Annotated in this window: 22 protein-coding genes and 1 pseudogene; 13 read left to right on the top strand and 10 right to left on the bottom strand. The window is 60.7% G+C overall.

Annotated elements, in window-relative coordinates; genetic code table 11:
* Window positions 1-210: 210 nt before the first annotated feature.
* The 5 genes from AWB69_RS22910 (at window position 211) to dapA (ending at window position 6,733) form a co-directional block, all read left to right on the top strand.
* A complete protein-coding gene (locus tag AWB69_RS22910; RefSeq protein ID WP_062089034.1) occupies window positions 211-1,638 on the top strand; it encodes an FAD-binding oxidoreductase in 1,428 nt (475 codons plus the stop codon).
* A 97-nt stretch (window positions 1,639-1,735) separates the two neighbouring features.
* A complete protein-coding gene (locus tag AWB69_RS22905; protein ID WP_062089032.1) occupies window positions 1,736-2,842 on the top strand; it encodes an ABC transporter substrate-binding protein in 1,107 nt (368 codons plus the stop codon).
* A gap of 52 nt (window positions 2,843-2,894) precedes the next feature.
* Entirely contained in the window at window positions 2,895-3,992 is a 1,098-nt protein-coding gene (locus tag AWB69_RS22900; protein WP_062089030.1) for an ABC transporter ATP-binding protein, read from the top strand.
* Between the two features lie 96 nt (window positions 3,993-4,088).
* Window positions 4,089-5,801 carry an ABC transporter permease subunit gene (locus tag AWB69_RS22895; protein ID WP_156528943.1) on the top strand — a complete coding sequence of 571 codons (1,713 nt, stop codon included), beginning with the start codon at window positions 4,089-4,091 and terminating at the stop codon, window positions 5,799-5,801.
* Between the two features lie 26 nt (window positions 5,802-5,827).
* Complete coding sequence (gene dapA / locus AWB69_RS22890) at window positions 5,828-6,733, top strand: 4-hydroxy-tetrahydrodipicolinate synthase (protein ID WP_062089028.1); 906 nt, start codon at window positions 5,828-5,830, stop codon at window positions 6,731-6,733.
* A 15-nt stretch (window positions 6,734-6,748) separates the two neighbouring features.
* Here the strand turns inward: dapA and AWB69_RS22885 are convergent, their stop codons facing one another.
* Window positions 6,749-7,576 carry an IclR family transcriptional regulator gene (locus AWB69_RS22885; protein WP_062089026.1) on the bottom strand — a complete coding sequence of 276 codons (828 nt, stop codon included), beginning with the start codon at window positions 7,574-7,576 and terminating at the stop codon, window positions 6,749-6,751.
* Between the two features lie 97 nt (window positions 7,577-7,673).
* On the opposite strand from AWB69_RS22885, the pseudogene AWB69_RS22880 reads away from it, so the two are divergent.
* Window positions 7,674-8,832 (top strand): annotated as a pseudogene (locus tag AWB69_RS22880) (alpha-hydroxy acid oxidase).
* An 84-nt stretch (window positions 8,833-8,916) separates the two neighbouring features.
* Window positions 8,917-9,258, top strand: coding sequence for a zinc ribbon domain-containing protein YjdM (locus AWB69_RS22875; RefSeq protein ID WP_062089024.1), 342 nt, complete (start codon window positions 8,917-8,919; stop codon window positions 9,256-9,258).
* A 56-nt stretch (window positions 9,259-9,314) separates the two neighbouring features.
* Here AWB69_RS22875 and AWB69_RS22870 read toward each other — a convergent pair whose 3' ends face one another.
* Both AWB69_RS22870 and AWB69_RS22865 read right to left on the bottom strand, forming a co-directional pair.
* Window positions 9,315-9,968, bottom strand: coding sequence for a YukJ family protein (locus tag AWB69_RS22870; protein ID WP_062089022.1), 654 nt, complete (start codon window positions 9,966-9,968; stop codon window positions 9,315-9,317).
* An 80-nt stretch (window positions 9,969-10,048) separates the two neighbouring features.
* On the bottom strand, window positions 10,049-11,503 hold the full coding sequence (locus AWB69_RS22865) for a metallophosphoesterase family protein (RefSeq protein ID WP_082913535.1): 1,455 nt from the start codon (window positions 11,501-11,503) through the stop codon (window positions 10,049-10,051).
* A gap of 322 nt (window positions 11,504-11,825) precedes the next feature.
* Between AWB69_RS22865 and AWB69_RS22860 the strand changes: the two genes are divergently transcribed.
* A complete protein-coding gene (locus tag AWB69_RS22860; protein WP_156528941.1) occupies window positions 11,826-12,137 on the top strand; it encodes a hypothetical protein in 312 nt (103 codons plus the stop codon).
* 166 nt (window positions 12,138-12,303) lie between these two features.
* Here the strand turns inward: AWB69_RS22860 and AWB69_RS22855 are convergent, their stop codons facing one another.
* From AWB69_RS22855 to AWB69_RS22845, 3 genes are all read right to left on the bottom strand, one after another.
* Window positions 12,304-12,690 carry a nuclear transport factor 2 family protein gene (locus AWB69_RS22855; RefSeq protein WP_062089018.1) on the bottom strand — a complete coding sequence of 129 codons (387 nt, stop codon included), beginning with the start codon at window positions 12,688-12,690 and terminating at the stop codon, window positions 12,304-12,306.
* Window positions 12,691-13,155: 465 nt separating this feature from the next.
* The gene (locus AWB69_RS22850) at window positions 13,156-14,298 is read right to left on the bottom strand and encodes a GGDEF domain-containing protein (protein WP_062089154.1); all 1,143 of its coding nucleotides are present in this window, start codon (window positions 14,296-14,298) and stop codon (window positions 13,156-13,158) included.
* A 413-nt stretch (window positions 14,299-14,711) separates the two neighbouring features.
* Complete coding sequence (locus tag AWB69_RS22845) at window positions 14,712-15,827, bottom strand: porin (RefSeq protein ID WP_062089016.1); 1,116 nt, start codon at window positions 15,825-15,827, stop codon at window positions 14,712-14,714.
* Window positions 15,828-16,665: 838 nt separating this feature from the next.
* Between AWB69_RS22845 and AWB69_RS22840 the strand changes: the two genes are divergently transcribed.
* Entirely contained in the window at window positions 16,666-17,355 is a 690-nt protein-coding gene (locus AWB69_RS22840) for a nucleoside 2-deoxyribosyltransferase (RefSeq protein WP_082913534.1), read from the top strand.
* A 375-nt stretch (window positions 17,356-17,730) separates the two neighbouring features.
* Here AWB69_RS22840 and AWB69_RS22835 read toward each other — a convergent pair whose 3' ends face one another.
* Window positions 17,731-18,486 (bottom strand): DeoR/GlpR family DNA-binding transcription regulator, encoded by a 756-nt coding sequence (locus AWB69_RS22835; RefSeq protein ID WP_062089014.1) that lies wholly within the window; start codon window positions 18,484-18,486, stop codon window positions 17,731-17,733.
* A gap of 83 nt (window positions 18,487-18,569) precedes the next feature.
* Here AWB69_RS22835 and AWB69_RS22830 point away from each other — a divergent pair, with 83 nt between their 5' ends.
* From AWB69_RS22830 to AWB69_RS22815, 4 genes are all read left to right on the top strand, one after another.
* Entirely contained in the window at window positions 18,570-19,169 is a 600-nt protein-coding gene (locus tag AWB69_RS22830; protein WP_062089012.1) for an NUDIX domain-containing protein, read from the top strand.
* Window positions 19,166-19,579, top strand: coding sequence for a hypothetical protein (locus tag AWB69_RS22825; RefSeq protein ID WP_062089010.1), 414 nt, complete (start codon window positions 19,166-19,168; stop codon window positions 19,577-19,579). Before AWB69_RS22830 ends, AWB69_RS22825 begins: the two co-directional genes overlap by 4 nt.
* A 150-nt stretch (window positions 19,580-19,729) precedes the next feature.
* Window positions 19,730-20,647 carry a DMT family transporter gene (locus AWB69_RS22820; RefSeq protein WP_062089008.1) on the top strand — a complete coding sequence of 306 codons (918 nt, stop codon included), beginning with the start codon at window positions 19,730-19,732 and terminating at the stop codon, window positions 20,645-20,647.
* Window positions 20,648-20,789: 142 nt separating this feature from the next.
* Window positions 20,790-21,419: a LysE family translocator gene (locus tag AWB69_RS22815; RefSeq protein ID WP_062089006.1), complete on the top strand. Its 630-nt coding sequence runs from the start codon at window positions 20,790-20,792 to the stop codon at window positions 21,417-21,419.
* A gap of 6 nt (window positions 21,420-21,425) precedes the next feature.
* Here AWB69_RS22815 and AWB69_RS22810 read toward each other — a convergent pair whose 3' ends face one another.
* From AWB69_RS22810 to AWB69_RS22800, 3 genes are all read right to left on the bottom strand, one after another.
* Window positions 21,426-22,322 carry a DMT family transporter gene (locus tag AWB69_RS22810; RefSeq protein WP_062089146.1) on the bottom strand — a complete coding sequence of 299 codons (897 nt, stop codon included), beginning with the start codon at window positions 22,320-22,322 and terminating at the stop codon, window positions 21,426-21,428.
* Between the two features lie 320 nt (window positions 22,323-22,642).
* Window positions 22,643-23,872, bottom strand: a complete 1,230-nt coding sequence (locus AWB69_RS22805; RefSeq protein ID WP_231937203.1) for a CaiB/BaiF CoA transferase family protein — start codon at window positions 23,870-23,872, stop codon at window positions 22,643-22,645.
* A gap of 1 nt (window position 23,873) precedes the next feature.
* Entirely contained in the window at window positions 23,874-24,656 is a 783-nt protein-coding gene (locus tag AWB69_RS22800) for an enoyl-CoA hydratase/isomerase family protein (protein ID WP_062089004.1), read from the bottom strand.
* Window positions 24,657-24,864 lie beyond the last annotated feature (208 nt).

Genomic DNA, 24,864 nt, shown 5'->3' with positions numbered 1-24,864 from the left:
GCTGGGGCGATTTTTTCAGGTAGCACATTTTTCCCGGCCAGCTCGACCAACCCCCGCTTACTACCTTATTGGCGATAACGCCTACTTTAATCGTATTGCGATCAAACGCATTTCAATGCGATTTTTTTCTCCCTATTCTCTTTTCCAGACGCGGCGCTTTGGATGATCTGCTGATCCGGGTGGCCGCCCGTGCCTATCGAGGAATTCGACATGAAAAACGTCACGGCGTTGATCGCAGCCCTGGAAGCGGAACTCGGAGCCGACGCGGTTTTGACAGCCGAATCCGGCCTCGCGCCTTTCACGGAAGACTGGCGAGGCCGCTACAAGGGTCCGGCGACAGCGCTCGTCCAGCCCTCGAACACCTCGCAGGTATCGGCCGTCGTGCGCCTCTGCGCGGCGTACGGCGTACCGGTCCTGCCGCAAGGCGGCAACACCAGCCTGTGCGCGGGCGCGGTGCCGGCGAACACGGGTGTGCCGCCGGTCATCGTCAATCTGACGCGCATGCGGCGCGTTCGTCATATGGATGCCGCCAATGGCTCGATGGAAGTCGAAGCCGGCTGCGTGCTGAAAACCATCCAGGACGCAGCCGCGGCCGAACACCGCCTGTACGCGGTGAGCCTGGGCGCGGAGGGTTCGTGCCAGATCGGCGGGAATTTATCGACGAATGCGGGCGGCACCGCCGTCCTGCGCTACGGCAACACGCGCGACAACGTGCTGGGACTCGAGGTCGTGCTCGCCGACGGCACCATCTGGAACGGCCTGCGCACCTTGCGCAAGGACAATACGGGGCTCGACCTGAAGCATCTGTTCATCGGGACGGAAGGCACGCTCGGCATCATCACGGCGGCTACGCTGAAGCTGCATCCCCTGCCGGCGCAACACGCGCTCGCGTGGTTCGCCCCCGTCGATCCCGCGGCCGCGCTGACTATCCTCGGGCTGTTCCAGGCCGCGTGCGGATCGCGGCTCAACGCCTTCGAGATGATCAACCGCCGCCAGCTCGAACTCGTCATCGAACATATTCCCGGCCGCCGCAATCCGCTCTCGGAACTGCATGAATGGCACGTGCTGGTCGAACTCGCAGACACCCACGGCGGCGAGGAAATGGCTGCGTTGCTGCAGCAAACGCTTGAACATGCCGCCGAAGCCGGGTTGATCCACGACGCCGTCCTCGCCAGCAACGAGACCCAGCGCGCCGCCCTTTGGGAAATTCGCCATAGCGTGTCCGAAGCCAACAAGAAAGGCGGCGTGGGCCTGACGACCGACTGTGCCGTGCCGGTATCGGCGGTGCCGCTGTTCATTGAGCGCGCCACGCAGGCGGTGCATGCCATTGTTCCCGGGCTCGACCTCGTCGTGGTCGGCCACCTTGGCGACGGCAACGTGCATTTCATCCCCTTTTTCCCGTTCGAGGACTGGCGCCAGCTTGCCGATCGCTCCGCGATGGCCAACACCATGCGCCGCTGCGTGAACGACGTCGCGCATGAATTGCACGGCACGTTCAGCGCGGAGCACGGCGTCGGCCAAACCGGGCTGGCGGAAATGGCGCACTACAAATCCGCGGCCGAACTCGGCTTGATGCGCGCGGTGAAGCGCGCGCTCGATCCGGACAACCTGTTCAATCCGGGACGATTGCTGCCGTGAGTTCGCGCTGAATTCCCGATTGCCTGATCCGGGCCAAGAAGAAGCCCGGGCATTCGTCACTAGCGTTTCTGTTTCTATCCACACCCTTGGAGCCGACATGAAAAAGCAGTCCGTACGCGATGAGATTCAAGTGCTTGAACAACCCGGCCGCCGCACGGTCATCAAGACTGCTGTTGCCGGCGCTGCCGCCGTGGCGTTCCCGTTCGTCTGGACGCCGTCGCGCGCGGCGAACAAACGGATCGTCATTCGTGACGATGGCGGCATCTACACCAAGGCGTACGGCGCCGTTTTCTACAAGCCGTTCACGGAGAAGACCGGCATTGAAGTGATCGGCGTGCAGGCCAACGCCGAGCCGACCGCGCAGATCAAGAGCATGGTCGAGACCGGCAGCTACACGTGGGACATGGCCAAGATCAGCCAGCCGGCCATCCTGCTGTTGACGGGCGGCGCCAAGGAATACCTGGAGAAGCACGGGCTTGAGGCCGACCCGGTGATTGCGAAGATCCCGTCGCAATACATGTCGCCGTACGGTGTTGCCACCAACATCTATACGACCGTGCTCGCGTATCGCACCGACGCCTTCAAGGGCCGCAAGGCCCCCAATTCATGGGCCGATATGTGGAACGTCAAGGACTACCCAGGCCGTCGCGGGCTGCGCAAGTATCCCTTCGACACCTTCGAAGAAGCGACGATGGCCGCAGGCGCGCCGCCCTCGCAGGTCTATCCGGTCAATTTCGACAAGGGCATTGCCAGTCTCGACAAGATTTCCAAGCACATCGACGTATGGTGGACCACGGGCTCGCAAGTCGAACAGATGCTGGGCTCCGGTGAAGTGGACATGATCAGCACGTGGGTATCGCGGGCGCAATCGGCTATTGCTAATGGCGCCCCAGTGGCGATCGTCTGGAACCAGAACATCTGGGGTGTCGACAACTGGTCGATTCTCAAGGGCACGCCGAATGGCGCCGCCTGCCGCGAGTTCATCAAGTTTGCCTCCGATCCGAAACGTCAGGCCTCGCTGGTCGAGTATTTCCCGGCTGGTGTCACGCAGCCCGAAGCGTTTAACTACATCAAGCCGGAGATTGCGAAGAACTGCCCGACGTTCCCGGAGAACATGAAGAACGGCCTGCATATCGATGCGAAGTTCTGGCAGGAAAACCAAAGCGTCGCGCTCGAGAAGTTCAATAGCTGGATCCTGACCTGAGCGCTGTTTTCATCGCTTCTTTTGTGTTTTCACCGCCACGGATGCCGATTCCATGCCTGCCTCGAACCTTCAAATCGCGGGACTCTGCAAGCGTTATGGCGACTTTGTCGCCCTCGCGCCGACCGATCTCGATGTCGCCCAGGGCGAATTCCTGACCCTGCTCGGACCCAGCGGCTCGGGCAAGACGACGCTGCTCAGCCTGATCGCGGGGCTCGCGCAACCGGACGATGGCCAGGTGCGGATCAATGGTGTCGACGTGACGTACGGCGCGCCGTATGAGCGGGACATCGGCATGGTGTTCCAGAACTACGCGCTGTTCCCGCACATGACCGTCGCCGAGAACATTGCGTTCCCGCTGCAGATGCGCAAGACAGACGCCAAGGCGACACGCGACAAGGTCATGCAGGCGCTGGAGATGGTGCATCTGCCGCACGTGGCGGGACGTTATCCGCGTGAATTGTCGGGTGGTCAGCAGCAGCGCATCGCACTCGCGCGCTGCATGGTCTACCGGCCGTCGATCATCCTGATGGACGAACCGCTTGGCGCGCTGGACAAGAAATTGCGCGACCAGATGCAACTGGAAATCAAGCGGATTCATCGGGACCTGGGCACGACGATTGTCTACGTCACGCACGACCAGGAAGAAGCGATGACCATGTCCGACCGCATCTGCCTGATGAACGCCGGGTCGATTGCGCAGCTCGGCACGCCGGCGGATCTGTATTTCCGCCCGAAGAGCGTGTTTGTCGCGGACTTCCTCGGCGAATCGAACCTGCTCGATGCGGTCGTCACAGGACGCAGCGGCGATCAGGTACAGATCAGCGTGCAGGGTGGTGCGAACGTCAACGCGATGGCGTATGACTCCGTGATCCGCGACGGCAAGCCGGTGAAGCTGATGCTGCGTCCGCAGAACCTGCAGATCCACGATGGACCGCCGGCTGCGTCGATCAACGGCGGCACGTTGTCGGCGAAGCTCACCGACATCATGGTCACGGGCAGCATGACGAAGCTTTATCTGCAGTCGCATATCAGCGATGCCCCGCCGCTCGTTGCGGCCTTTCCCACCAACCGGCTCGGCCGCCAGTACGAGATCGGGCAGACGCTCGGGCTTTCGTGGCTGACCGCGGACGCTGTCGCTATTGCGGGGTGAGAGATGAATCGTTCCGCCCTCACCGCTGAGCAAATGCATCCCGACGCGCCGCCGCCACGGCCTGCCCGATGGCGCGCATGGCTGCGGCCCGGCGCGATGAGCGCGCCGATCATCGTGTTGCTGCTGGTCATGCTCGTGTACCCCGTCGGCCAGTTGTTGCTGCTGAGCGTGCATAACGACAGCGGCTTTACGCTGGTTGAATACAAGCGGCTCTTTGCGTCGTCCGTGTACGTGGATGTGTTGCTGATCACGCTGAAGGTATCGTTATGGACGACCTTCTTCTCCGTGCTCACCGGGTATCCGATCGCTTACCTGATTTCCTCGTTGACGCGCGAACGCAAGAACCGCCTGCTGTTCTGGGTGCTGCTCTCCTTCTGGACCAGCTTTCTCGTGCGCACGTTCGCGTGGGTCGTGCTGCTCGGGCGCAACGGCGTGATCAACCAGGTGCTGCTGGGACTTGGCATCATCGACCGGCCGTTGAGTCTTCTCTATAACTTTTCCGCCGTGATCGTGGGCATGGTCCACGCGCTGATGCCGCTCGCAGTGCTGACCATGCTCTCGGTGATGGAGAACATCGACCGCCGCTTGCCAAGCGCTGCCGCCACGCTCGGCGCGCGTCCGGGCACGGTGTTCTGGAAGGTGTATTTTCCGCTGTCGCTGCCGGGCGTCGCCGCCGGCGCGCTGATGGTGTTTGTCACGGCTATCGGCTTCTTCATCACGCCCACGCTGCTCGGCGGACGCCATCAGACCATGATCACGCAACTGATCATCGACCAGGTGATGCAGGCGTTGAACTGGGGTTTCGCGGGAGCCATCTCGGTGCTGCTGCTGGCGGTCGTGCTGCTCGTGTTCCTGATCTATGACCGCATGGTTGGCCTCTCCACCATGGCCGGCGGCAGTTCGGCGGCACGTGGCCCGAAGCACGGCGGCGGCTGGAGCCGAAAGCTCGGCGACGTGATTCTGACCGCGCTGGGCAACGCGACCGATGCAGTGATCAGCATCCTCCCCAAACGCAGCAAGCGCGCTGCCAAAGGCGAGACCCTGACGTTGCGCGTGATCGTGATCCTGCTGCTTGTGTTCCTGAGCGCGCCTGCGTTCCTGATGATACCGCTCTCGTTCGATTCCGCGTCCGGTCTTGCTTGGCCCCCGCATGGCTTCTCGTTGCAGTGGTATCGGCAGATCACTGATTCGCCTTTGTGGATGCAGGCCATCACGCGCTCCATGCTGGTGGGTATCGGCACCGGCATTCTCTCGATGTTGATCGGCACGCCCGCGGCGTTCCTGCTGGTCCGCGGCGGCATGAAAGGCAAGGCGGCCATGCTCGCTTTCATCCTCGCGCCAATCGTGGTGCCGCGCATGATCATCGCCGTAGGGGTGTTCTATTTCTTCGCGAAGATCGGCCTGATCGGATCGTCGTTCGGCCTCGTGCTCGGTCACACCGTAGTGGCCGTGCCTTACGTGGTGATCACCATGATGGCCGTGCTGCGCAACTACGACACGCGACTCGATCTCGCCGCGCACAGCATGGGCGCGCGCCCGTGGGCCACGCTGCGCCGCGTCACGTTCCCTATTCTCGGCGCCGGGTTGATGTCGTCGTTCCTGTTCGCTTTCGCTACCTCGTTCGATGAACTGACCATCGCGCTGTTCTCGTCCGGCGGATTGAGCACGACCTTGCCCAAGCAGTTCTGGGACGAAATCACGATGCAGATTTCACCGGTCATTGCCGCCGTTTCCACATGCCTGTTCGTCTTTATTGCAGCTTTGATCTGGGTGGCGGACCGACTGCGCCGACGCAGCCTCGCTTCTTGAATAACCTTGTTTTCCAGGACTAACTCATGCTTTCAGCACACCAACTGCGTGGCGTCTTCCCGGCCATTCCGACTCCCGTCAATCCCGACGACACCATCAACGCCGACGCCGCCCGGGCGCTCATGCGCTATCTGCTGAAGCAGGGCGTGGACGGGGTCGTGCCGCTTGGCGGCACCGGTGAATATGGCGCGCTCTCGCGCGCCGAGCGCATCCGCATGGCCGAGATCACGGCGGAGCAGGCAGCGGGCAAGATCCCCGTTGTCGCGGGCGTGCTCGACCCCGGGTATCACGATGCGATGCAAGCGGGAAAGGACTTCGCAGCGGCGGGCGCCGATGGCCTGCTCGTGCTGACGCCCTACTACACGAACCCGACGCAGGGCGGCATTCGCGATTACTTCATGCGTTACGCCGATGAATCGCCGCTGCCTATTCTCATCTATGAAATCCCGTATCGCACGCGGATTGCGATCGCGCCCGAAGTGCTGCACGAGTTGTCGAAGCATGAGCGGATCATTGGCATGAAGGCGTGCAACACGGACATGTGGCATTTCCTGCGCACCGTTGCTGGCGTGGACGAATCGTTCGCTGTGCTGAGCGGCGAGGACACGTTGTTCCCGTTGCACGTGGCGGCTGGTGCGCGCGGTGGGATCGTGGTGACGGCAACGTTACTGCCGAGCGCGTGGCGAAAGATCTATCAACTGGCTTCAGAGGGGAAGACGCAGGAAGCGCTGACCTTGCATCGCTCGCTCATTCCGCTGATGAACATGGCGTTCGCCGAGACCAATCCCGGTCCGATGAAGTCCGTGATGGACCTGATCGATGTTCACGCGCCCGCCATGCTGGCGCCCCTGGTTCAGGCGGAGCCGGGGCTGTCGGCACGCTTGCGTGTGGAACTGGAGAAGCAGCTCGACTTGTTCGAACGCGGGCTTTGAAGCGTTGCTAAACCCTCAACGCTTGTAAGTCGAGAGCCGCGCCTTCGAGATCGAGGTCGCGGCGACTTGCACGTGCTGCGCAAGTTCAGCTTCAACACGCTCGATCGACCACCGTGAAGTGGGCACCGAAATGTTGATCGCCGCTACGGCCATGCCGCCGTGATCCGTGACCGGTGCGGCGACCGAGATATCGCCGAGCACCGTCTCGTTCTCGATCACCGCGTAACCCCGGCGCGCGACCTTGCGCACGCGTTCAAGCAGTTTGTCGGGATTGGTTTCGGTGTGGTGCGTCAGCGGCTCAAGTCGCGTTTGCGCCAGGATTTCGCGCCCACGCTCGTCCGACAGACGCGAAAGGATTGCTATGCCCGCAGCGGTGAACATGGCCGGCAAACGAGCGCCGACAACAATGTCGATGTTCACCAGATGCTGCCCCGGGAAGCGCGCAACGAACACGATCTCGTGGCCATCGAGTTCCAGCAAGTTGGTCGTTTCGCCCAGCCGCCGACTGATGTCGAGCAGATACGGAGAAGCTTTGTCGATGAGTTCGTTGGCCCGCACGTAGTTATACGAAAACTGCAGCACCTTCGTGGTCAGGCCGTAGTTGCGCGTTTCGGGCACGCGGTAAAGGTAGCCGAGCACTTCAAGCGTGTGCACAAGGCGCTGTGTCGCGCTGCGGTCGAGGCCGGACGCGCGCGCGATATCGACGAGTGTCATGTGACGGCTCGGGCCGTCGAAGGCGTGCATCACCTGGAAGGCTTTTTCAGTCGATCCGACGAACAGCGACGAGCGCTGAAGAGCTTTCTCGTCGGGCTTTTCCGGCGTGCCAGCGGCGCTTTTTGACATGCTTGTGTGGGCTTTGAAAATATCGGATTGTGATTACCTCAATTGTAGTGCAATCGAATCGCGGATTTATGACCGATTGCCACTTCGTGGAGCATTGATGCTTGCCTCTGTCGCTGAATACCGGATCGCTGCACGGCGGCGCCTGCCGCGGCTTGCGTTTGACTACCTGGATGGCGGCGCCGAAGACGGGGACGCATTGCGGCGCAATAGCGGCGCGTACGGGCAGTGGCTGTTCAAACCGCGCGTGCTCACGGATGTGTCGCGCTGTTCAAGCGCCATGCATTTTTTTGGACGCGAAGCAGCCGCGCCGCTGATCGTGGGACCGACGGGACTGAACGGGCTCTTCTGGCCACGCGCCGACGAACTGCTCGCGCAAGCCGCGAGCCGCGCGAACTTGCCGTTCGTGCTGTCGACAGCATCGACGTCGCTGCTGGAAGACGTGCGCGCCGCCGCGCCGCAAGGCGACCTGTGGATGCAACTCTATGTGCAACAGGATCGCGGCATTGCCGAGGACTTGATGCGGCGCGCAAGCGCCGCGGGTTATTCGACGCTGGTTCTCACTGTCGATGTCCCCGTGCACGGCAAGCGCGATCACGACACGCGCAATGGTTTCCGCTTGCCGTTGCGACTGTCGCCCAGGCTTCTCGCCGATTGCCTGACGCATCCGCGTTGGACCTGGCAGATGGCGCGCGCCGGTTCCCCGCAATTGAAGAACATTGCGAAGAGCGTAGGCGAGCATGCGGATCTGTCGCGTCATGCTGCCATGCTGAGCCGGCAGATGGACCTGACGCTGGGCTGGACCGATCTGGAGTGGATACGGCGGCACTGGAGCGGCAAGGTGATCGTCAAGGGCGTCATGGGGGTGCAGGACGCGCTGCTGGCCGTCGCGCATGGCGCGGATGGCGTGGTGATATCGAATCATGGCGGCCGGCAGTTGGGGAGCACGTTTGCGCCGTTGGAGCTGCTGCCTGGAATAGTGGATGCAGTACGTGGCAAGACGGAAGTCTTTATCGATGGCGGCGTGCGGCGCGGCAGCGACGCTGAAGGCCGTCGCGCTAGGCGCGCGCGGCGTGTTGCTCGGGCGGGCGCCGCTGTATGGCCTGGCTTCTCGGGGAGCCGCCGGGGCCAGCGAAGTGCTCGCGCTGATGATGGAGGAGATGCTGATTTCGCTGCGCTTGCTGGGATGCCAGGGAATCGGCGATCTGGGTCCGGCGTGTGTCGCGCGCGATGGTTCACATGGAGCGGATCTGGTTTAACAAGGGCATCAGGCCGCCCCGTATAATCCCGGCCGCCGGAGCGCGCTCACGCCTCCTCGACTGTTACGATTATTTGAAGGAACCATGTCACCATTCCCAGCCTGCCCACTATGCGCGATGGAAAATACCTACGCGGACGCCGATCGCATCATTTGCGCGGATTGCGGTCATGAATGGCCGGCATCAGAAGCCGCGCCCGCCGACGACGAAACGAATGCCGTCGTGAAAGATGCCAATGGCAACGTGCTGGCGAACGGCGACTCCGTGGTGCTGATCAAGGACCTGAAGGTAAAGGGCTCGTCGATCACGCTGAAGGTGGGCTCGAAGGTGAAGAGCATCCGGCTGGTCGGCGGCGACCACGAGGTCGACTGCAAGATGGACGCCGGCAGCTTCATGCTGAAAGCCTGCTATTTGAAGAAGGTTTAACGCTAGTTCCGAAGGCCATCGAACCGCGATGGCCTTCCATGCTCCATCGCTCGCGTTCAACCTCCCGCTATGGGATCGCCTTGATCGTCAGTATCGAAGGTCTGCGACTGGAACGCAAAGAAAAATGCGCGCCATGTGTTGTCCGCATACGCGATCATCAGCGCCCCGTCCTGATACACGCCGTTATCCTGCTCGTACGGTGCGCCGTTGCCCTGGTTCATATGGATGTCGTGAACGCCATTGCCCGGCACGAATTTGAAATACTGGTCCGGTTTGTTTTCTTCAGGACCCCATCTCGATCCAAACGCGTAAATGAGCGACCCTTCCATGGCCATCGCCGCCACGACCGCGCTTTCCAGTTTGTCTTTCAGGTCGTTGGTCGAGCCGGGCGCGTCGGCGGGAACGGGTGTCATCGCCTTCGTATCGACAAGGCCGCTGCGCACATAGTCAATCGCGAGACCACCCGGGGTAGAAGGCAGCTTGGTGAAACCAGGCGTCAATGCGGCGAGACCGCTCGTCAAGGTCTCAGGCAACGTGTCCCGCTCTTCGAACAGAACCGTTGAAGGCGCGTGCGGCGCCGACGACTTCACGTTCGATGCAATCCGGAAAATAGTCGTTCCTGCGTGGACCAGGATTTGATAGTGGTCGTCATCAGCGTTGCGAAGATGACCGGTCACGGTGCCCTTGAGCACCCCGTAGTTCACTGCCATGCATCCTCCTCGTAGTAAAACCTTGTATTAAAACCGGCAGCAGCCGCTGCCCCTGCGTAATCCTGCTTCCGTCGTTCACCTTACTCCTGCGGCGCTTGCTCGAACCTTGCGCGCGCCGCCACCGCTGCCGCGGGACGGCCGAGATCGGGCGCCGAAAAGTGTGCGATCTGGCGGGTGGCGAGATCGACCGTGACGTAGTCGCTGGGCGACTTCGCGGAACTCCCGGCCGATGTTGCGTGGTACTCAATGCGAAGCTGCGCTTGCGTCACCACGATGCGCAGATAACCGTAGTGGGTATCGTCGTAACTTTCCAGGACGACCTGATCTGTCGAACTGCTGCCGGCCTGGATGACCTGCGGCGCGCGCAACGTAGGGTCGCCATGTTTTGTGAGCTTCGCGAGGCCGTGGCCGCCGTTGCCGCACACCAGATACGGAATATGCGTACCGTCGGCGCTGCGCGTGCGCGTGAAGCGCTGATAGTTATGCGCGTGCCCCGACAGGAATGCGTGCGGCCAGATCCCGTTCGCAGCGCAAACCTTGTCGATCTGCGCCAGCAACTCGACGCTCCATCCATGCGCCGCGACGGTGTAGGGAGGATGGTGATCGGCAATGATCAACGCGCCCTGATAGTTCTCCGACCTGATCCGCTTGAGCGCGGCATCGAGGAACTGAAGCTGGCTTTTGCCTATATGCGAATCCGCGATCACGCCCGGATCCTCCAGCGTATTGCTGTACAGCACCAGCACTCGAACGAACGGTGCTTCCAACGTGAAAAACACACCCGGCTGGATCTGAGCGGTACGCGACAACCCGCCCGCTTCCGGCGTCACCACGACTTTTTCGGAACAGAAATTGCGCAGGAAGGCGGCCAGGCTCTTGGCGTGAGCTTCCGGCGAAACCATGCCGTCGTGGTTGCCCGCACAAGCGAGGATCGGCGCCGGGTAGTCGCGATATGGTTCGTAGAACTGGTCGTAGTAGTACTTACCCTCGCCGAAGTTGTAGACCACGTCGCCGAGCAGCAACGCGAACTGCGGCACTTCGTTCGCGGCGGTCTCCACAAAGTCGGCTGTCATCTTGTCCGCCACCTGGTTCTGCGTGGCCGGACCGCTCGTGTTGCCGCAGTCGCCCGTTGCATGAAAGACGATCTGGCCCGCGGCGTTGATCCGGTCGGCGGCATTCGCGTTGCCGCCGATCACGTCGGCTAGCGTCAGCGTTGGTTCGACCCCGCCGCGCGGCGCAGGAAATGGCAACGGGAACAGCTTGTGTTCTGCATTGAGCTTGTCGATCTCCTTGTACACCGCGTTGTCGGAGGGATGGGGAACGCGGAATACAGTTGGATCGGGGGTTGCCTGTGGCTGCGCAAAAACCGGCTGCGCGAGCACGCGGGACCCGAGCGGGTTTTTCTTGCTGGCCACGCCCGGCGAATGCGCTTTGCCGCCGTGCTTTCCTTCTGCGGCCCCGCGGCGCGTGGCCGACGGTTTTCGGCTTGCCTTCTCGCGGCCACCCTTCGTATTCGACTTCGCTTTCGTCGGCATTCATCCTCCTTGCAGCAATCGATCGATGTGTGCGAGGCGATGCACGCGCTGCGCCCATCGCCGGCAGGTTCGACCGGCTGTCTGCCGAGAAGTGCCATCGAAGCTGCGAAGGTCCCCAAACATCCATTTAATGTTCGATTGCCATCAAAACGTCATTGAAAAAGCATAAGCGCGGCTAGCATTTCCCGTGCCTTTCGTCTTATGTACGCTCGCAGACACATAGGCTTTCACGAGCGGTATGTAATGTCACCAACGCGACTCTTTCGTCGCGTACAGTGCCCCGTTCGACCACCGTAACCGCCTACCAGGTCTTGCGACATTCATGAACACAGCTTCCCTTTCCGACCATCACGTCAGTGACACCCCCGATAGCCAACGAGTCGGCCGCGCGTTTGCTGCCCGGCTTGACATGACCATCAAGCGCTCCGGGCTTTCATCCGGGCGCGTGGCGAAATCACTGGGGGTAACCGAAGGGGATGTCACGCTGTGGCGAGCCGGTATCACGCTGCCGCGCACCGCCGACTGCCGTCGCTTGTCGGAACTCCTGCACGTGGAGATGACGTGGCTGAACGGTGGATCGAAGCCGGTTGGCGAAAACGAGCGCAGGTCCGACGGAATGAACGCCATCGGCTAGCGGCTCTGCGATTCATCGATGATTGACGGTATTAGCGCAGTGCGCCGGACAACGGGCCGGCAGAATCCGCCACGAAGAAGCGGTGAGCATGTAGAGCGGGTCGGATCATCCGCGGTGCGGCACCACGCTAACGCAGGCCGCACCCTCGCCTGAATCAATGGCGCCGTTATGCGGTCAAGCGCGCCGCCGTATCGAAGAACTCGATCCAGCGCGTCAACAAGCCGTCCTTGACCGTGCAGACGTGAACCCACTCCGACTCGAATGGCTTGCCGGTTTTGCTGAGTATCACCCGGACAAACCCCAGAACGACAATATGCTCGTTCGCGTCGATAAACTCCCGGGGTTCAAATACCGTGATCTCCCCATCCGCAGCCACCGCTTTGAAGAACTGCCCGACTTCCTGGCGGGTATTGCATTGCGTGGGAAAAGGTAGCGAGGCGGGGCCTACGACTCGCCAGTCGACCGTCGGCGCGATGCACTCGAGGACGGCCTCGATGTCGTTGCGCCCGAACGCCTGATAAGCCCGCTTCACAACTTCCATGGGCGTGTCCATGAATTCCTCCTTGGGGTAAAAAGATGGCGCGGGACGGTCAGCCTCGCAATGCCTTAACGCAGCGGCAGCGTCGACAACAACGCATGCCGGTCTATTAAAGCGATTCGGTTTGAATGACCGGGGGTTTCCCCCTGCGTCAGGATTCACAGGTCATGAAGCAGGGAGAATCATCATAGGGACGGACATGGCCCGGCGTTTTCCACACCTTGCCCAACCTTAAGCACGATGCCTTAACCAGCACGATGAACGGTGTTATAGATTGCGGTTGGACATAAATCCAGGGTGTCGATTATGAATCGGCGGCGGCAACAGAAAGATAGGTTGAAGCAAGGATGCCTAAGTATTAAGTAGCTTACTTTGAACATCGGTTACAAGGGGAATACGACGGTCCGGGTAGGCCGGCTCGATTTGTCTGTACTGAGACAGGTGCCTTGACCAATACCTGAGCGAAGGCTTGACGCCGCATTACGACGCCAGGCTCCAGCGCGACTTGCCCATTGCCTTCGCAACGTTGAGCGCCTTGTCGGCGGCATTGAGCGCCGTCAGCACGTCGGCGCCGTGATCCGGAATCAATGCCACGCCAATACTCGCCCCCACATTGACCGAGACATGCGCGGTCAGCGCAAACGATGCCGACATTTCGCTGATCAGGCGATCCGCGAATGCAGCCGCTTCCTCATGGTTCAGCGTGCTGAACGTGACCACGAATTCGTCACCACCAATTCGAAACACCATATCGTCCGGTCCCTTCAATGCATTGAGACGCCCGCCGATCATCACCAGCAACAGGTCTCCCGCCTCGTGGCCGTACTGGTCGTTAACGGGTTTGAAGCCGTCCAGGTCAATATAGAGAACAGCGGTTTTTACAGCGCTCTCCGATGCTGTCTTGTATCGGGTCTGGGACGCATGAATCAGCCCGGCGCGATTCGGCAGGCTGGTCAGCGCGTCGTGGCGCGCGCGATGATCATTCTCCCGTTCCGCTTTCATGGTCGAGACAAGCAGTCCGTTCAGGCGGAATGCGGCAATGCTCATTGCGATGAGGTAGAACGGAATCTGAAGCAGCGTCAGGCTCAGGATGAGCTCTTTGGACATGGCCGCTGCAATACAACAGGGGCCAAGGGACAGCAGGATCATGATCCCGACCAGCCGGGGCGCGCCGAAATTCCGGAAGCAGATGCCGCCCACCATTGCGGCCGCGGACAGGCAGGACAGCGTGGCGGCGACCCAGTCCGTGCTCAGGATGCTGATAAATGCACCGTAACCCACGCTGGCGCCCCAAAGAACGCCGAGGAGCAGATAGATATCGGTGAAGGTCGGCTGTCCGCGCCTCGCTGCACGATGCGCCGCGACCAGCAGGATCAGGCGCGCGCTGCACAGCACGACTTCGATCACCACCCACGCGATAAATGCCGGCGAGGGATCGCGAAGGGCAATCGCAACCGAGACAGCGATGGTATTAAGGACGCCACCGGCAAAAATAGGCAGTGTGCCGAACAGGCTTCCGATCAGCGCGACCCGGATGTCGTCGGGTACGTCGGGCCCGGAATAGCATAACCAGGTCGTGAATCGCCAGCGGGGCAAGCTGAACGGCGCTACTTTCGTATCCATGGATCGTTGCATTTTATGCGCGGCTGCCGTGTCATGTTTGCTCACGGCGTTGGCGCTCATCCAAGCGCTTTAGCCGAATAAGCCGGTATTCTATACTCGGCTCAAGTCACGGGAATGTGCGCGCTGAAAGGGGACGAGCGCTGCTCGCGGCCATAGCAGCTGAACGGCGCGAGGCGCTGCGCAACGATATCAAAGTGAAAAACCGCGGGATTGGAGTGTGTTTCCGGAGCGTATTCCGGACGGTATCAAGCACTTTCACGAGCGTGGCTTTTGCATGCCGGAGGGCAGGATGCAGGCGGCCACCCCCTCAATTTTGAACTGCACCCCAAAGTCTGGATCGGTGTCCGGCTTTTGAAGTGCAGTTCACGGCCAGGTGCCGCGCGCCGCCGTTTTTGATCCGGCCAGCGGTACTGCTAGAACTGGTGACGCAAACCTGCCATCGCGCCCACTTGCGTACCCTTCTGAGCCAGCCCGACGCCGTTGACACCCTGCAATTGCGCGCCGATCAGGTCGCCCCGGTATTGCGAGTAATCCGCTTCCAGGTAGACGTCAGTACGCTTGGACAAGTTGTAGTCGGCCACTAGCTGATACTGCCATGCCGACCCGTCCTTCGACTGGGTCTTGCCATCCTGCAGCGTACGCCAGACATTCGCCGCAAAGTGCCACGCATTGCCCACCTGCTGCGTAACACCGCCCATGATCATGCGACGCTTTGAAAAGTCGGTGTACTTGAGCGCCGTCAGGGCGGCCGCCGTGAACGGCCCGTTAGCGAAATTCGAGAAACCGGCGGCGTTCTGGTCAACGATGTACCCCAGCGCAAATCGCGTCTTGTCCCACGTGTACGATCCTCCGAAGGTCCATGACTTCGAATCGCTGCCGTTGACCGAGTCTTTCGATTCCTTATAGGCCGCGCCCAGCGAGACCGGACCTCCTACAGGCGCGTAGGCGGCGGCCAGGCCCATCTCGCTGCCATACGACATGTGGCCGGCAACACCGCCGAACGCATAGCCCGCCGAGACCATGAGGTCGTGGGCCTTGAACTGGTACTGGACCTGATTGCTGGTCCAGATCCCGCCGGTCATGGTCACCTCGGGCTGGAAGCTGAAGTCGTACGGAACCCATGGATTGCTTCCGTATCCGCCAACCGTGACCGCTTCAATCATCACGTTGTACTGACGACCTATGATGACCTGGCCATACGTGCTTGAACGCAGTCCGACCTGTGCCTCGTTGAAATACGGCAACGTGGGATCGCTTTGGCCGTTGTTGATGTCGAATCGATTTTCGAGCTTGAAGACGGTCGACCAGCCGCCGCCCAGATTCTCAACGCCCTTCAGGCCCCAGCGGCTTTGTGTCAAACCGCCATTGCCAAGCGCCACGCTTGAATCACCCGCTTTGTTTGCATTCGTCATGTAGCGGATGCTTTCATCGACAACGCCATACAACGTGACACTCGATTGCGCATGCGCTTGCTGACAAGCCAGCGCGACCGGCAGCAAGGCATAACGCCACTTGCTCAACTTCCTCATACTGTCTCCCCTTCCTGGATCCCGCTTTCTGCGGATTGACGGCCAGCGCCCGGATCGACAGCCCTCCGCATCTCCACGCAAAGGCTTGTCGATAGACCGTGCTTGCGTCCGCAATTTGACGTTAAGCCCCCGATAATTCCAGTGCATTGTTGTTATCGTTTAGATGCACTCACTGCATGGGATGCATGGGGTCCGGCAAAGGGTTTAAGCCGTGATACGCCGCTGTCAGCCGCCCACGGGCGCTTTCGCTAATCGACCGCGGCAGCGATCACGAGCGCGTGGTGACGGAGTGCCAAGCCCGCGATGAGCGATTTAAGAGTAGCGACCGTTGTATAGCCGCCGCAGTCCTGCGTTCGATGTGCGGGGACGAGAAATTTGAAGCATCGTTGTGCACGCGCTTATGGCATGTGTGTGACTTAAAATCGCTACTATTGAGCGAGCACCCAATGAGCCGGGCACCGGACATGAGAAAGATGGCGCGCTCGAACGCCGGTTCTAGTCAGGTGTCTCAAACCGGCTGTTCGACTAGCCGCTTGTCCGTCATAAAGCTTACAGGTCTGCGCACTCAAAAGCGGATGTCAAAGGTTACCGGTGCCAATTCAATAATCTTTATACTTGGCACGCGCGGCGGATACCGCAGCACGTCGGATCTCGTCCGCGCTTCCCGCTGGAAGGCGTCAACCGAAAGCGGATTATGTGGAGCTCGTGCCCTTTCGCGGCACTGTCGTATTCCAGATTTTGGGCGCGTACAACGGGGTTCTTGACTTGACCCGCGTTCGCTATTCTACTTACGCCCCTGTCGGGGAATGTCTGCCGGAAGCGGTAATTGAGGAGAGCAATGCGCGGCCCAACCAAGAAGCAACTGACTTTAATCGAACTAGTCGACCAGGGCTTGAGCGTCGAGGAAATCGCGACGCGTACCGGGAAACTGGTGGCGTCGGTTCATAAGCAACTGAACCGGGTTCGACGCAAAGTGCGCGAGGGGCATTTTGCACCCGCCCCTCTACCCATCGAGCGTGCAGCTGCCACTCCGCGCGTCTACCTCGCAGGCTTCGACGTCTTCCGCAGCGACGCGCTAAGTCACGGCCAGCATCTGAAAGCGCTCTGCCAGGCGCGCGGATTGATCGGCCTCTATCCGCTGGACGGACAGGTTCCCGACGAACTCGAGCCGCGCGCCAAAGCGCAATGGATTTGCCGCGCGAACATGGACGCCATTCGTTCAGCCGATGTCGTCCTCGCCAACCTGAACGACTTTCGCGGGGCCGGCGAGCCGGACAGCGGAACCGCGTTCGAAGTCGGTTTTGCCGCCGCGCTCGGCAGGCCGGTATGGGCGTATATCGACGATGACCGCTCGCTGCTCGAGCGTGTATCGGTAAAGAAGGACGAATCTGCCGCGTATTGCGCAAACGGCTTTCTGGTCGAGGACTTCGGCTTGAACATGAATCTCATGCTGGCGTGCACCGCCCGTATTGTCGTGGGCGGCCCGCTTGCGTGCCTGGACGCCATGCTCGCAAGCGGGCAGTTCTAGCCGTTAGCGGCCACTGGGTTAACGCAAGCTGCCTAGCGAAATGGCGGGCTTGCCCTCAAGCCTTTGGCGGATATTAGCGAGTCGCCGTCGCGATGAAAGTCGGCACAAGGGATCCCCCGCCGCGCCCTGGTTCGGACTATCCATCGTCCCGCCAAGTGTCCCGTCAGGACTGTCGGTCAAATGCAGCTTGATGGGAAGCCCAGCCAGGTCTCCCGCGTAATCGCCGCTTATATTCGTTGGCTGCCGCGCCATGGCCATGGAATGAGTGAGGACGATCAATGCGACAAGACCGGCCTTTCGTGCAAGCCCTGAAAAATAGCATCTCATGCATCGACCCCGTGGCGTCGGTTCAGGGGTGACCGCGCTTGTGTTTAACTAAGCGCGGACTATCGTAATGCCCGCATCCTCCAGCGGCTTGGTCAGCGCAAGCTCTGTTGCCTGCTCGACAATGATGGTCTGAGCCAGCGAGATTTCACCGATCAAGTACTGCGAAGCCGCGTTGATCTTATCCGATGAAGCCAGCACAACCGTTTCCGCTGCGCGAGCCGCAAGGGCTCGCTTGACGAACGCCTCCTCGAAATTTCCGGTGCTCAGGCCCGCGGTCGGATGCACGCCGGTCACGCCCATGAAATAGATGTCGGCCTGGATATGCGACATCGCTTCAACGGCCGCGGCTCCAACTGTCACGATCGAATGCTTGAACAGCCGTCCGCCGATCACGATCACCTCGATCAACGGATGATCGACCAGCCCGACGGCAACACTCGGGCTATGCGTCACCACCGTTGCGGATAAATCGTGCGGAAGCTGGCGGATGAGTTCGGCGGAAGTTGTGCCGCCGTCAATGATCACGACCTGCCCGGTTTCGATCATGGCGGCCGCCGCTGTGGCAATCGCGCGCTTGGCCGACGACTCCAGGCCGCTTCGCTCGGCGAACGGCGCCACGGCCGTGGAAGCGGGCAGCGCGCCGCCGTGAACACGCTGCAGCAATCCCTCGCCGGCCAGCTCGCGCAAGTCGCGCCGCACTGTGTCCTCGGATACCCCGAAGGTCTCGCTGAGTTGCTTGGCGAGCACTTGCCCGTCGCGCGCCAGGGTCTTGAGAATGGCTTTCTTGCGTTGAGAGGTCAGCATGGTGTTTGCACGAAATATCTTGATATTGCACGAATATGCACGATACCATGGCTGCTCCTTTTGCGCGATATGGAGCTGACGAAATGGTGGCTACAAAAGACAGGGTTCGCATTATCGACACGACGGTTCTGTCCGACGACTGGTACGTGCTGAAGAAGACAACGTTCGATTTCCTGCGCCGGGACGGGGTGTGGCAGCGTCAAAGCCGCGAGACCTACGACCGGGGCAATGGTGCAACGATCCTGCTGTTCAATCGCGACCGGCGGACCGTGGTACTGACGCGGCAATTCAGGTTGCCTGCATTCGTCAACGGCCACGACGGCATGATGATCGAGGCGGCTGGAGGGCTGCTCGACAACGCCTCGCCGGAGGAGCGAATCCGCGCCGAAGCGGAGGAGGAAACGGGGTATCGCGTGAATAACGTGCAGAAGGTATTTGAAGCGTACATGAGCCCCGGTTCGGTCACGGAGAAGCTGCATTTCTTCATCGCCGAGTACGATGCTTCGACGCGTGTGGGACACGGCGGCGGCCTTGCGGCCGAGGGCGAGGATCTTGAAGTGCTCGAATTAACGCTGGACGACGCGCTGGGTGCCGTGCGTCGCGGCGAGATCGTCGATGCGAAAACCATCATGCTGCTGCAGTTCGCCGCTTTGAACCATGTGCTCGAAAGGAGTGTGCCGTGAGACCTCAACTGATACTCGTCGCGGGACCGTACCGCAGCGGCACCAATGGGGATGCCGCGTTGATTGCCGCCAATCTTCATCGGCTTGAAGAGGCTGCACTGCAGGTCTACCGGCTCGGGCATATGCCGATGATTGGCGAGTGGGTCGCGCTTCCGCTAGCGGCCGCGGCAGGCTCCAAAGCGGTGGGAGATCCGATCAGCGAAACGTTCTTGTACCCGGTCGCGAATCTCCTGATACGGCAATGCCATGCGGTGTATCGAATTGACGGCGCGTCCCAGGGCGCCGATGCCGATGTCCGCCTGGCAGAAGAACTCGGGCTGCCAATTTATAGAAGTCCTGAAGATATTCCAGACATGACAGTTGATGCTAACGCTAACGCGCCTCAGATCCCATCAAACAGATCGACTTGAGACCCGCTCTCCAGGGCAAACGGCGAGGGACCGCGTATTCCATCGTTCAGTTCGGGCTGAAACGTACGCCGGTGCACCCGGCCATAATCCGGGCACGCCGCTCATCTTCCTGCCGCGCAAATTCCCTGCTCCGACCCACGACGGCGACCGATGAAAACAACCCTTCCGAGAGAACCAGACGCCTTTGTTGATCTGATGCTCCTCCTGATACTTTCAACGCTGTGGGGCGCGTCTTACGCATTGATCAGGATTGGTGTTGCGACCATTCCTCCCATCACGCTGATTGCAGCGCGGACGTTGATCGCGGGATCGATTCTGCTGGGTTGGATGATCTTCCAGGGGATTTCGATGCCCCGTGACCCCGCGGTCTGGCGGCGGTTTTTCGTGCAGGCAATGCTGAATAGCGTCGTGCCTTTCACGCTGATAGCGTGGGCTGAACGCTCGGTGGAAGCGGGACTCGCCACCATTCTGAATTCCGCTTCGCCTGTTCTCGCCTTTCTCGGGACCTGGCTCATCACTTGCCATGAATCGGTCACGCCCCGGAAGCTGTTCGGCGTCACGGCAGGGCTGGTTGGAATATGCCTCGTCGTGGGTACGACCGCATTCCATGGGCTCGGGAATCAACTGCTGGCTCAGTTGGCTATTGTTGCTGCAACAGTCTGCTACGCAGGCGCGGCGCTCTATGGACGTTCGTTCAAAGGATTGCCCGCGGCCGCGCCCGCTGCTGGGTCGCTACTCGTCGGGGCCGTGCTGCTCGTTCCTGTCAGTGTGTTCGTTGACAGGCCCTGGACCCTGCATCCGTCGAACCATTCGCTGCTGGCGTTGATTGCGCTCTCGGTCTTTTCAACCGCATTGGCGTTCCTGATTTATTTCCGGCTGGTGCAGACCCTGGGGCCCGTCGGGACCACCGCGCAAGCCTATTTGCGAGTGCCTATCGGGGTCGCCATAGGCGTGGGGTTCCTGGGTGAAACTCTGGCGCCGTCGGCATGGTTGGGCCTGGTGTGCGTGGTCGCCGGAGTTGCCGCCATGACCATCCCTTCGCGAAAACGCGGTCCATTGACGACTTAGCTGCCGGCGCAATGACCCACGCTGGCGGAGATTCCCGCGCCTTGGCGTTTTCCGCTAAGCAAGCCCCAAAACAAACACAACTACGCCAGAAAATGCTCAGCGGTTCGCGGCACCATCAAGCCTTCGAAATTGGAGGTTGGTCATGGTCTCGCTGCAATTGCTGCTCGTCTTTATCGGAGCCCTCGCGGTCGTTTATGCGCTCCCCGGCCCGGACATGGCGCTCATCCTGCAGACAAGTTCATCGCATGGCCTGAAGCATGGACTTTCGACCGCTACCGGTCTTGCAATCGCCCGTAGCCTGCACGTCACGTTGTCTGCTCTGGGCGTTGCGGCTCTGCTGCGCAGCGCGCCGTGGCTCTATGAAGGCGTACGTATTGCCGGAGCGCTTTATCTCGCCTACGTGGCGATCCAGATTTTCCGCTCGCCGGCGTTCGGTCTCGATGGCAACAACGTGACGTCGCAGGCGCGTCCGCCGCTGCGCGCCTCCCTGTCGAAGGGCGTGCTGAGCAGTCTGCTCAATCCCAAAGCGCTGCTGTTCTGTTCGGTCCTGCTGCCGCAATTCGTGCACCCCGACGCGGGCGCGGTCTGGTCGCAAGTTCTTGAACTGGGTGTGGTGCTGGTTGTGATTGGCGCGGTGTTCGACATGACGCTGGCGTTTTCGGCCGTGCGGTTGTCGCGCTGGCTGCGCAGTCATCCGCGCGCCCAGGTCTTGCAGCGTTGGACGTTCTCGGCCGCGTTGCTGGCGTTTGCGCTGAGGTTGTCGATTGAATAAGCTTGATCAGACCAGCGGGCCGTCGGCCTGCTTGCTCCTGATCGCCACCAGTATTGAACTGCCCACAATCAACAAGATGCCCAGCAGCGAGAGCAAACCGACCGTCTCACCCCAGACCAGATACCCAAAGATCGCCGCCCATACAATGCTCGTGTAGTTGTACGGTGCGAGTTTGCTTGCATCGGCTTGCCGGAACGCCATGGTCAACAACAGTTGCCCCGTGCCGGCCAAGATACCGAGCAAACCCATCAAGGCCAGAAAATCCGATGTCGGCGTTTGCCATACGAAAAAGAGCGAGAGCCCGCTGACCAGTGCGCCGATCGCGGTGAAGTAAAGCACGGTGACACTCGAATCATTCGATGCGCGGATTCGCTTGATCTGCAAAATCGATAACGCTCCGAACACCGCGCTTGCGACAAGAAGCACCGGGCCGAGCCAACTCGTCTGGTCGCTGCTTGGACGCACAACCAGCAGCACGCCCATAAACCCGATCGCAGCCGCGCCCGCATCACGGCGTCTTAGCGTTTCCTTGAGAACCAAGGGTGCCAGCACGATCACGAAGATGGTCTCCGAATAAACAATAGCAACCACTTCGCTCAGCGGCACATAAGGCAAGCCGGCAAAGAACAAGCCGAGTGCACATAGCAAAGTAATCGCACGCAGCGTCTGCGCCCGAAAGTCCAAAGTCCTTAGCCGCTCGCTCAAGGGTTTGCCTTGCAGGCACATCGCAAATGCGGGCAACAGGCCGAAGATCATTCTAAAGAACGTGATCTCGTTAGCGGGGTATTTCAGGCTCACCGACTTAGCCAGCGCATCGACCACGGCAAAGCAAAACATGGCGGCGAGAATTTGCGTGATGCTGCGTAGCGGCACCGCTCTGCTTTGGGCAATCGTTGCGGGCATAGTGATCACGAGTCGAAGGCAACGCGGCGTCCCCGCGCAAGTGTCCTGGGATAAAGCGGGTGGTCGTAGCCGTGAACGATACGAGAACCGACCTGTCTGGACACCGCGTAGCTTATCACCGGATGACCGGGGATCAGATGATGCTTTTGCTCACGCTCTTGATCAAATACGACGCGGCATTTTCGGGTCGTGACGGATTAGATCACCTTGCTGACGGCTTAAGACATTCCTCTTTAACGGGAATGTGCCTGGCACTATGGGTGAAGTTGATGAAGTCCGGTCTTGGCCGATTTGGCTTTGCCGGACTTCGGAGCATTCGCTTAGGCCGTTACATCGCTGGCAATAATGGCGCCCTCTTCTTTTAGCGCGTGAATACGTTCATCGGAGAAACCGTATTCCCTCAGCACCTCCGCTGTATGTTGACCCAGTAGCGGTGCGGGCATGGGCGATTGGGCAAGCCCGTCAGAAAAGTGGATCGGCAAGCCCAGGCCGCGCAGGCGCCCCGCTACCGGATGCGTCGTCTCGACAATCATTCCGCGCGCCAGCGCTTGTTCGTGCGCCACCGCTTCGGGCACCCCAAGCACTGGCCCCGACGGCAGCCCGATTGCATCGAATGCGGCAAGCCATTCGTTCGTCGTTCGCTCAATGAGACGCGCGGTCAGCATCTCGACCAGCGCTCCCCGATGTTTCAAGCGCCCCGCGTTGGTCCTGAATCGCTCATCGCCAGCGAGACCTGGAATATCCAGCGCGCCGACCAGCCGTTCGTAGTTGCTCTGATTCGCCGCGCCAATATTCACCCAGCCGTCGCGGGTCCGGAATGCCTGATACGGCGCGCTGGTCGGATTGGCCGAGCCTGCCTTGGGCAACACCGTGCCGTCGGCGAAGTAGTTGGCGAAGGCCCAGTACATCTGCTGCAGGCCCGCTTCGAAAAGCGAGGTGTCGACCATCTGGCCCAGCCCGGTCTTTTGCTTGCCCGCATAGGCCGCGCAGATTCCGAGCGCGGCGAGAATGCCCGCGTTGATATCGGTCACCGGCGAGCCTGCCTTGATGGGCGCCTGGCCGGGTTCGCCGGTCATGCTCATGAGACCGCTCATGCCCTGCGCGATCAGGTCGAAGCCGCCCTTGTCGGCCATGGGTCCGCTGCGGCCGAAACCCGAGATCGCGCAATAGATCAGGCCGGGATTCTCCGCTTTGAGCGCGTCGTAACCCATGCCGAGTTTTTCCATTGTGCCGCGACGGTAGTTCTCGGTGACCACGTCGGCTGTAGCCAGCATCTTGCGCAGCACTTCACGGCCACCGTCGGTCTTGAGGTTGATGGCCATACCGCGTTTATTGCGGTTTACGATCATGAACGATGCCGACTCTCCGCCTTCCAGGATGGGCGCGAACCGGCGGCAATCGTCGCCGCCGGGAATCTTCTCGACCTTGATGACATCGGCACCCATGTCGGCGAGCATCATTCCGCAGATGGGGCCGGACATGATGTGAGCCAGTTCGATGACGCGCATCCCGGCAAGCGGGCCCTTGCCATGTGTTTCCGTTTCGAGCATTTCAACGCCCCTTGAATTCCGGTTTGACCTTGTCGAGGAAGGCTTGATAGCCGGTACGAAAGTCTTCCGTACCGAAGCAGGCGAAACCTTCGTCGCGTTCCTCGGGTGTGAGCGGCGCCGGGTTCAGCGCGCGCTTGACGAACTGCTTATGCCAGCGTGCGACCAAAGGCGCGCCGTCAGCAATCCGGCGGGCCGTAGCAAGCGTTTCGGCGATGACCTGATCGTCCGCCACGACGCGTGTAACCAGCCCTTTGGCAAATGCCTCCTGCGCCCCGAAAATGCGCCCTTCCAGCAAGATTTCGAGCGCGACGGCGGGGCCCGCGAGTTGTACGAGCGCATCGAGTTCCGCATGCGCCATCACCAGGCCGAGGTTCTTGATCGGCACGCCAAAGCGGCTGGATTCTCCGCAAATGCGCAGGTCGCACATGGCTGCAATCTCAAGGCCGCCGCCCACGCAAATACCATGAATCATTGCGACAATCGGATGCCTGCATGCATTGAGCGACGACAGCGTGCGATGCATGATTGCCCCATAAGCGCGGGCTTGTTCCACGTCGGCGCGATCGGTCTGAAACTCGGCTATGTCGTTGCCCGGAGAGAAGGCCTTCTCTCCGGCGCCGCGCAGGATGATGCAGCGGATGGAGTCATCGGCGGAGAGCACATCAATAGTCTCGCCGAGCGACTGCCACAGCGTTTTGGTCATCGCGTTGAGCTTCGCCGGCCGGTCGATGACAACCGTCGCGATGAACCCCTCGCGTTCGATCAAGATGGATGGTTCAGCCACATTGTCTCCTGGAGAAAAAATAACAGCGTCCGGCACGAGCGCACCTCTAGACAAATTTCCTCGCCGCCTCTGCGCCTTCCTTTCCTTTAGCGTCCGGAGCAGCGTCGTCCAGCACCCGATCCGGCCGCATGGTGAACGACAGCACAATGCCAACGCCCATCAGGATCATGGAAACCGTGAAAGGCAGGTTCCAGTTGCCGGTCTTGTC

It is taken from the genome of Caballeronia udeis, assembly GCF_001544555.2.
Classification (GTDB): domain Bacteria; phylum Pseudomonadota; class Gammaproteobacteria; order Burkholderiales; family Burkholderiaceae; genus Caballeronia; species Caballeronia udeis.
The sequence above is the reverse complement of the archived record's forward strand: the minus strand, read 5'-3'. Positions and strand labels throughout refer to the sequence as shown.

Coding starts and splice junctions, on each gene's coding strand:
- AWB69_RS22815 (WP_062089006.1), top strand. CDS start 20,790: ATGGTCTCGCTGCAATTGCTGCTCGTCTTTATCGGAGCCCTCGCGGTC.
- dapA (WP_062089028.1), top strand. CDS start 5,828: ATGCTTTCAGCACACCAACTGCGTGGCGTCTTCCCGGCCATTCCGACT.
- AWB69_RS22835 (WP_062089014.1), bottom strand. CDS start 18,486: ATGCTGACCTCTCAACGCAAGAAAGCCATTCTCAAGACCCTGGCGCGC.
- AWB69_RS22860 (WP_156528941.1), top strand. CDS start 11,826: ATGAACACAGCTTCCCTTTCCGACCATCACGTCAGTGACACCCCCGAT.
- AWB69_RS22900 (WP_062089030.1), top strand. CDS start 2,895: ATGCCTGCCTCGAACCTTCAAATCGCGGGACTCTGCAAGCGTTATGGC.
- AWB69_RS22845 (WP_062089016.1), bottom strand. CDS start 15,827: ATGAGGAAGTTGAGCAAGTGGCGTTATGCCTTGCTGCCGGTCGCGCTG.
- AWB69_RS22820 (WP_062089008.1), top strand. CDS start 19,730: ATGAAAACAACCCTTCCGAGAGAACCAGACGCCTTTGTTGATCTGATG.
- AWB69_RS22910 (WP_062089034.1), top strand. CDS start 211: ATGAAAAACGTCACGGCGTTGATCGCAGCCCTGGAAGCGGAACTCGGA.
- AWB69_RS22865 (WP_082913535.1), bottom strand. CDS start 11,503: ATGCCGACGAAAGCGAAGTCGAATACGAAGGGTGGCCGCGAGAAGGCA.
- AWB69_RS22830 (WP_062089012.1), top strand. CDS start 18,570: ATGGTGGCTACAAAAGACAGGGTTCGCATTATCGACACGACGGTTCTG.
- AWB69_RS22840 (WP_082913534.1), top strand. CDS start 16,666: ATGCGCGGCCCAACCAAGAAGCAACTGACTTTAATCGAACTAGTCGAC.
- AWB69_RS22870 (WP_062089022.1), bottom strand. CDS start 9,968: ATGGCAGTGAACTACGGGGTGCTCAAGGGCACCGTGACCGGTCATCTT.
- AWB69_RS22805 (WP_231937203.1), bottom strand. CDS start 23,872: ATGCTCGAAACGGAAACACATGGCAAGGGCCCGCTTGCCGGGATGCGC.
- AWB69_RS22895 (WP_156528943.1), top strand. CDS start 4,089: ATGAGCGCGCCGATCATCGTGTTGCTGCTGGTCATGCTCGTGTACCCC.
- AWB69_RS22850 (WP_062089154.1), bottom strand. CDS start 14,298: ATGGATACGAAAGTAGCGCCGTTCAGCTTGCCCCGCTGGCGATTCACG.
- AWB69_RS22905 (WP_062089032.1), top strand. CDS start 1,736: ATGAAAAAGCAGTCCGTACGCGATGAGATTCAAGTGCTTGAACAACCC.
- AWB69_RS22875 (WP_062089024.1), top strand. CDS start 8,917: ATGTCACCATTCCCAGCCTGCCCACTATGCGCGATGGAAAATACCTAC.
- AWB69_RS22810 (WP_062089146.1), bottom strand. CDS start 22,322: ATGCCCGCAACGATTGCCCAAAGCAGAGCGGTGCCGCTACGCAGCATC.
- AWB69_RS22855 (WP_062089018.1), bottom strand. CDS start 12,690: ATGGACACGCCCATGGAAGTTGTGAAGCGGGCTTATCAGGCGTTCGGG.
- AWB69_RS22885 (WP_062089026.1), bottom strand. CDS start 7,576: ATGTCAAAAAGCGCCGCTGGCACGCCGGAAAAGCCCGACGAGAAAGCT.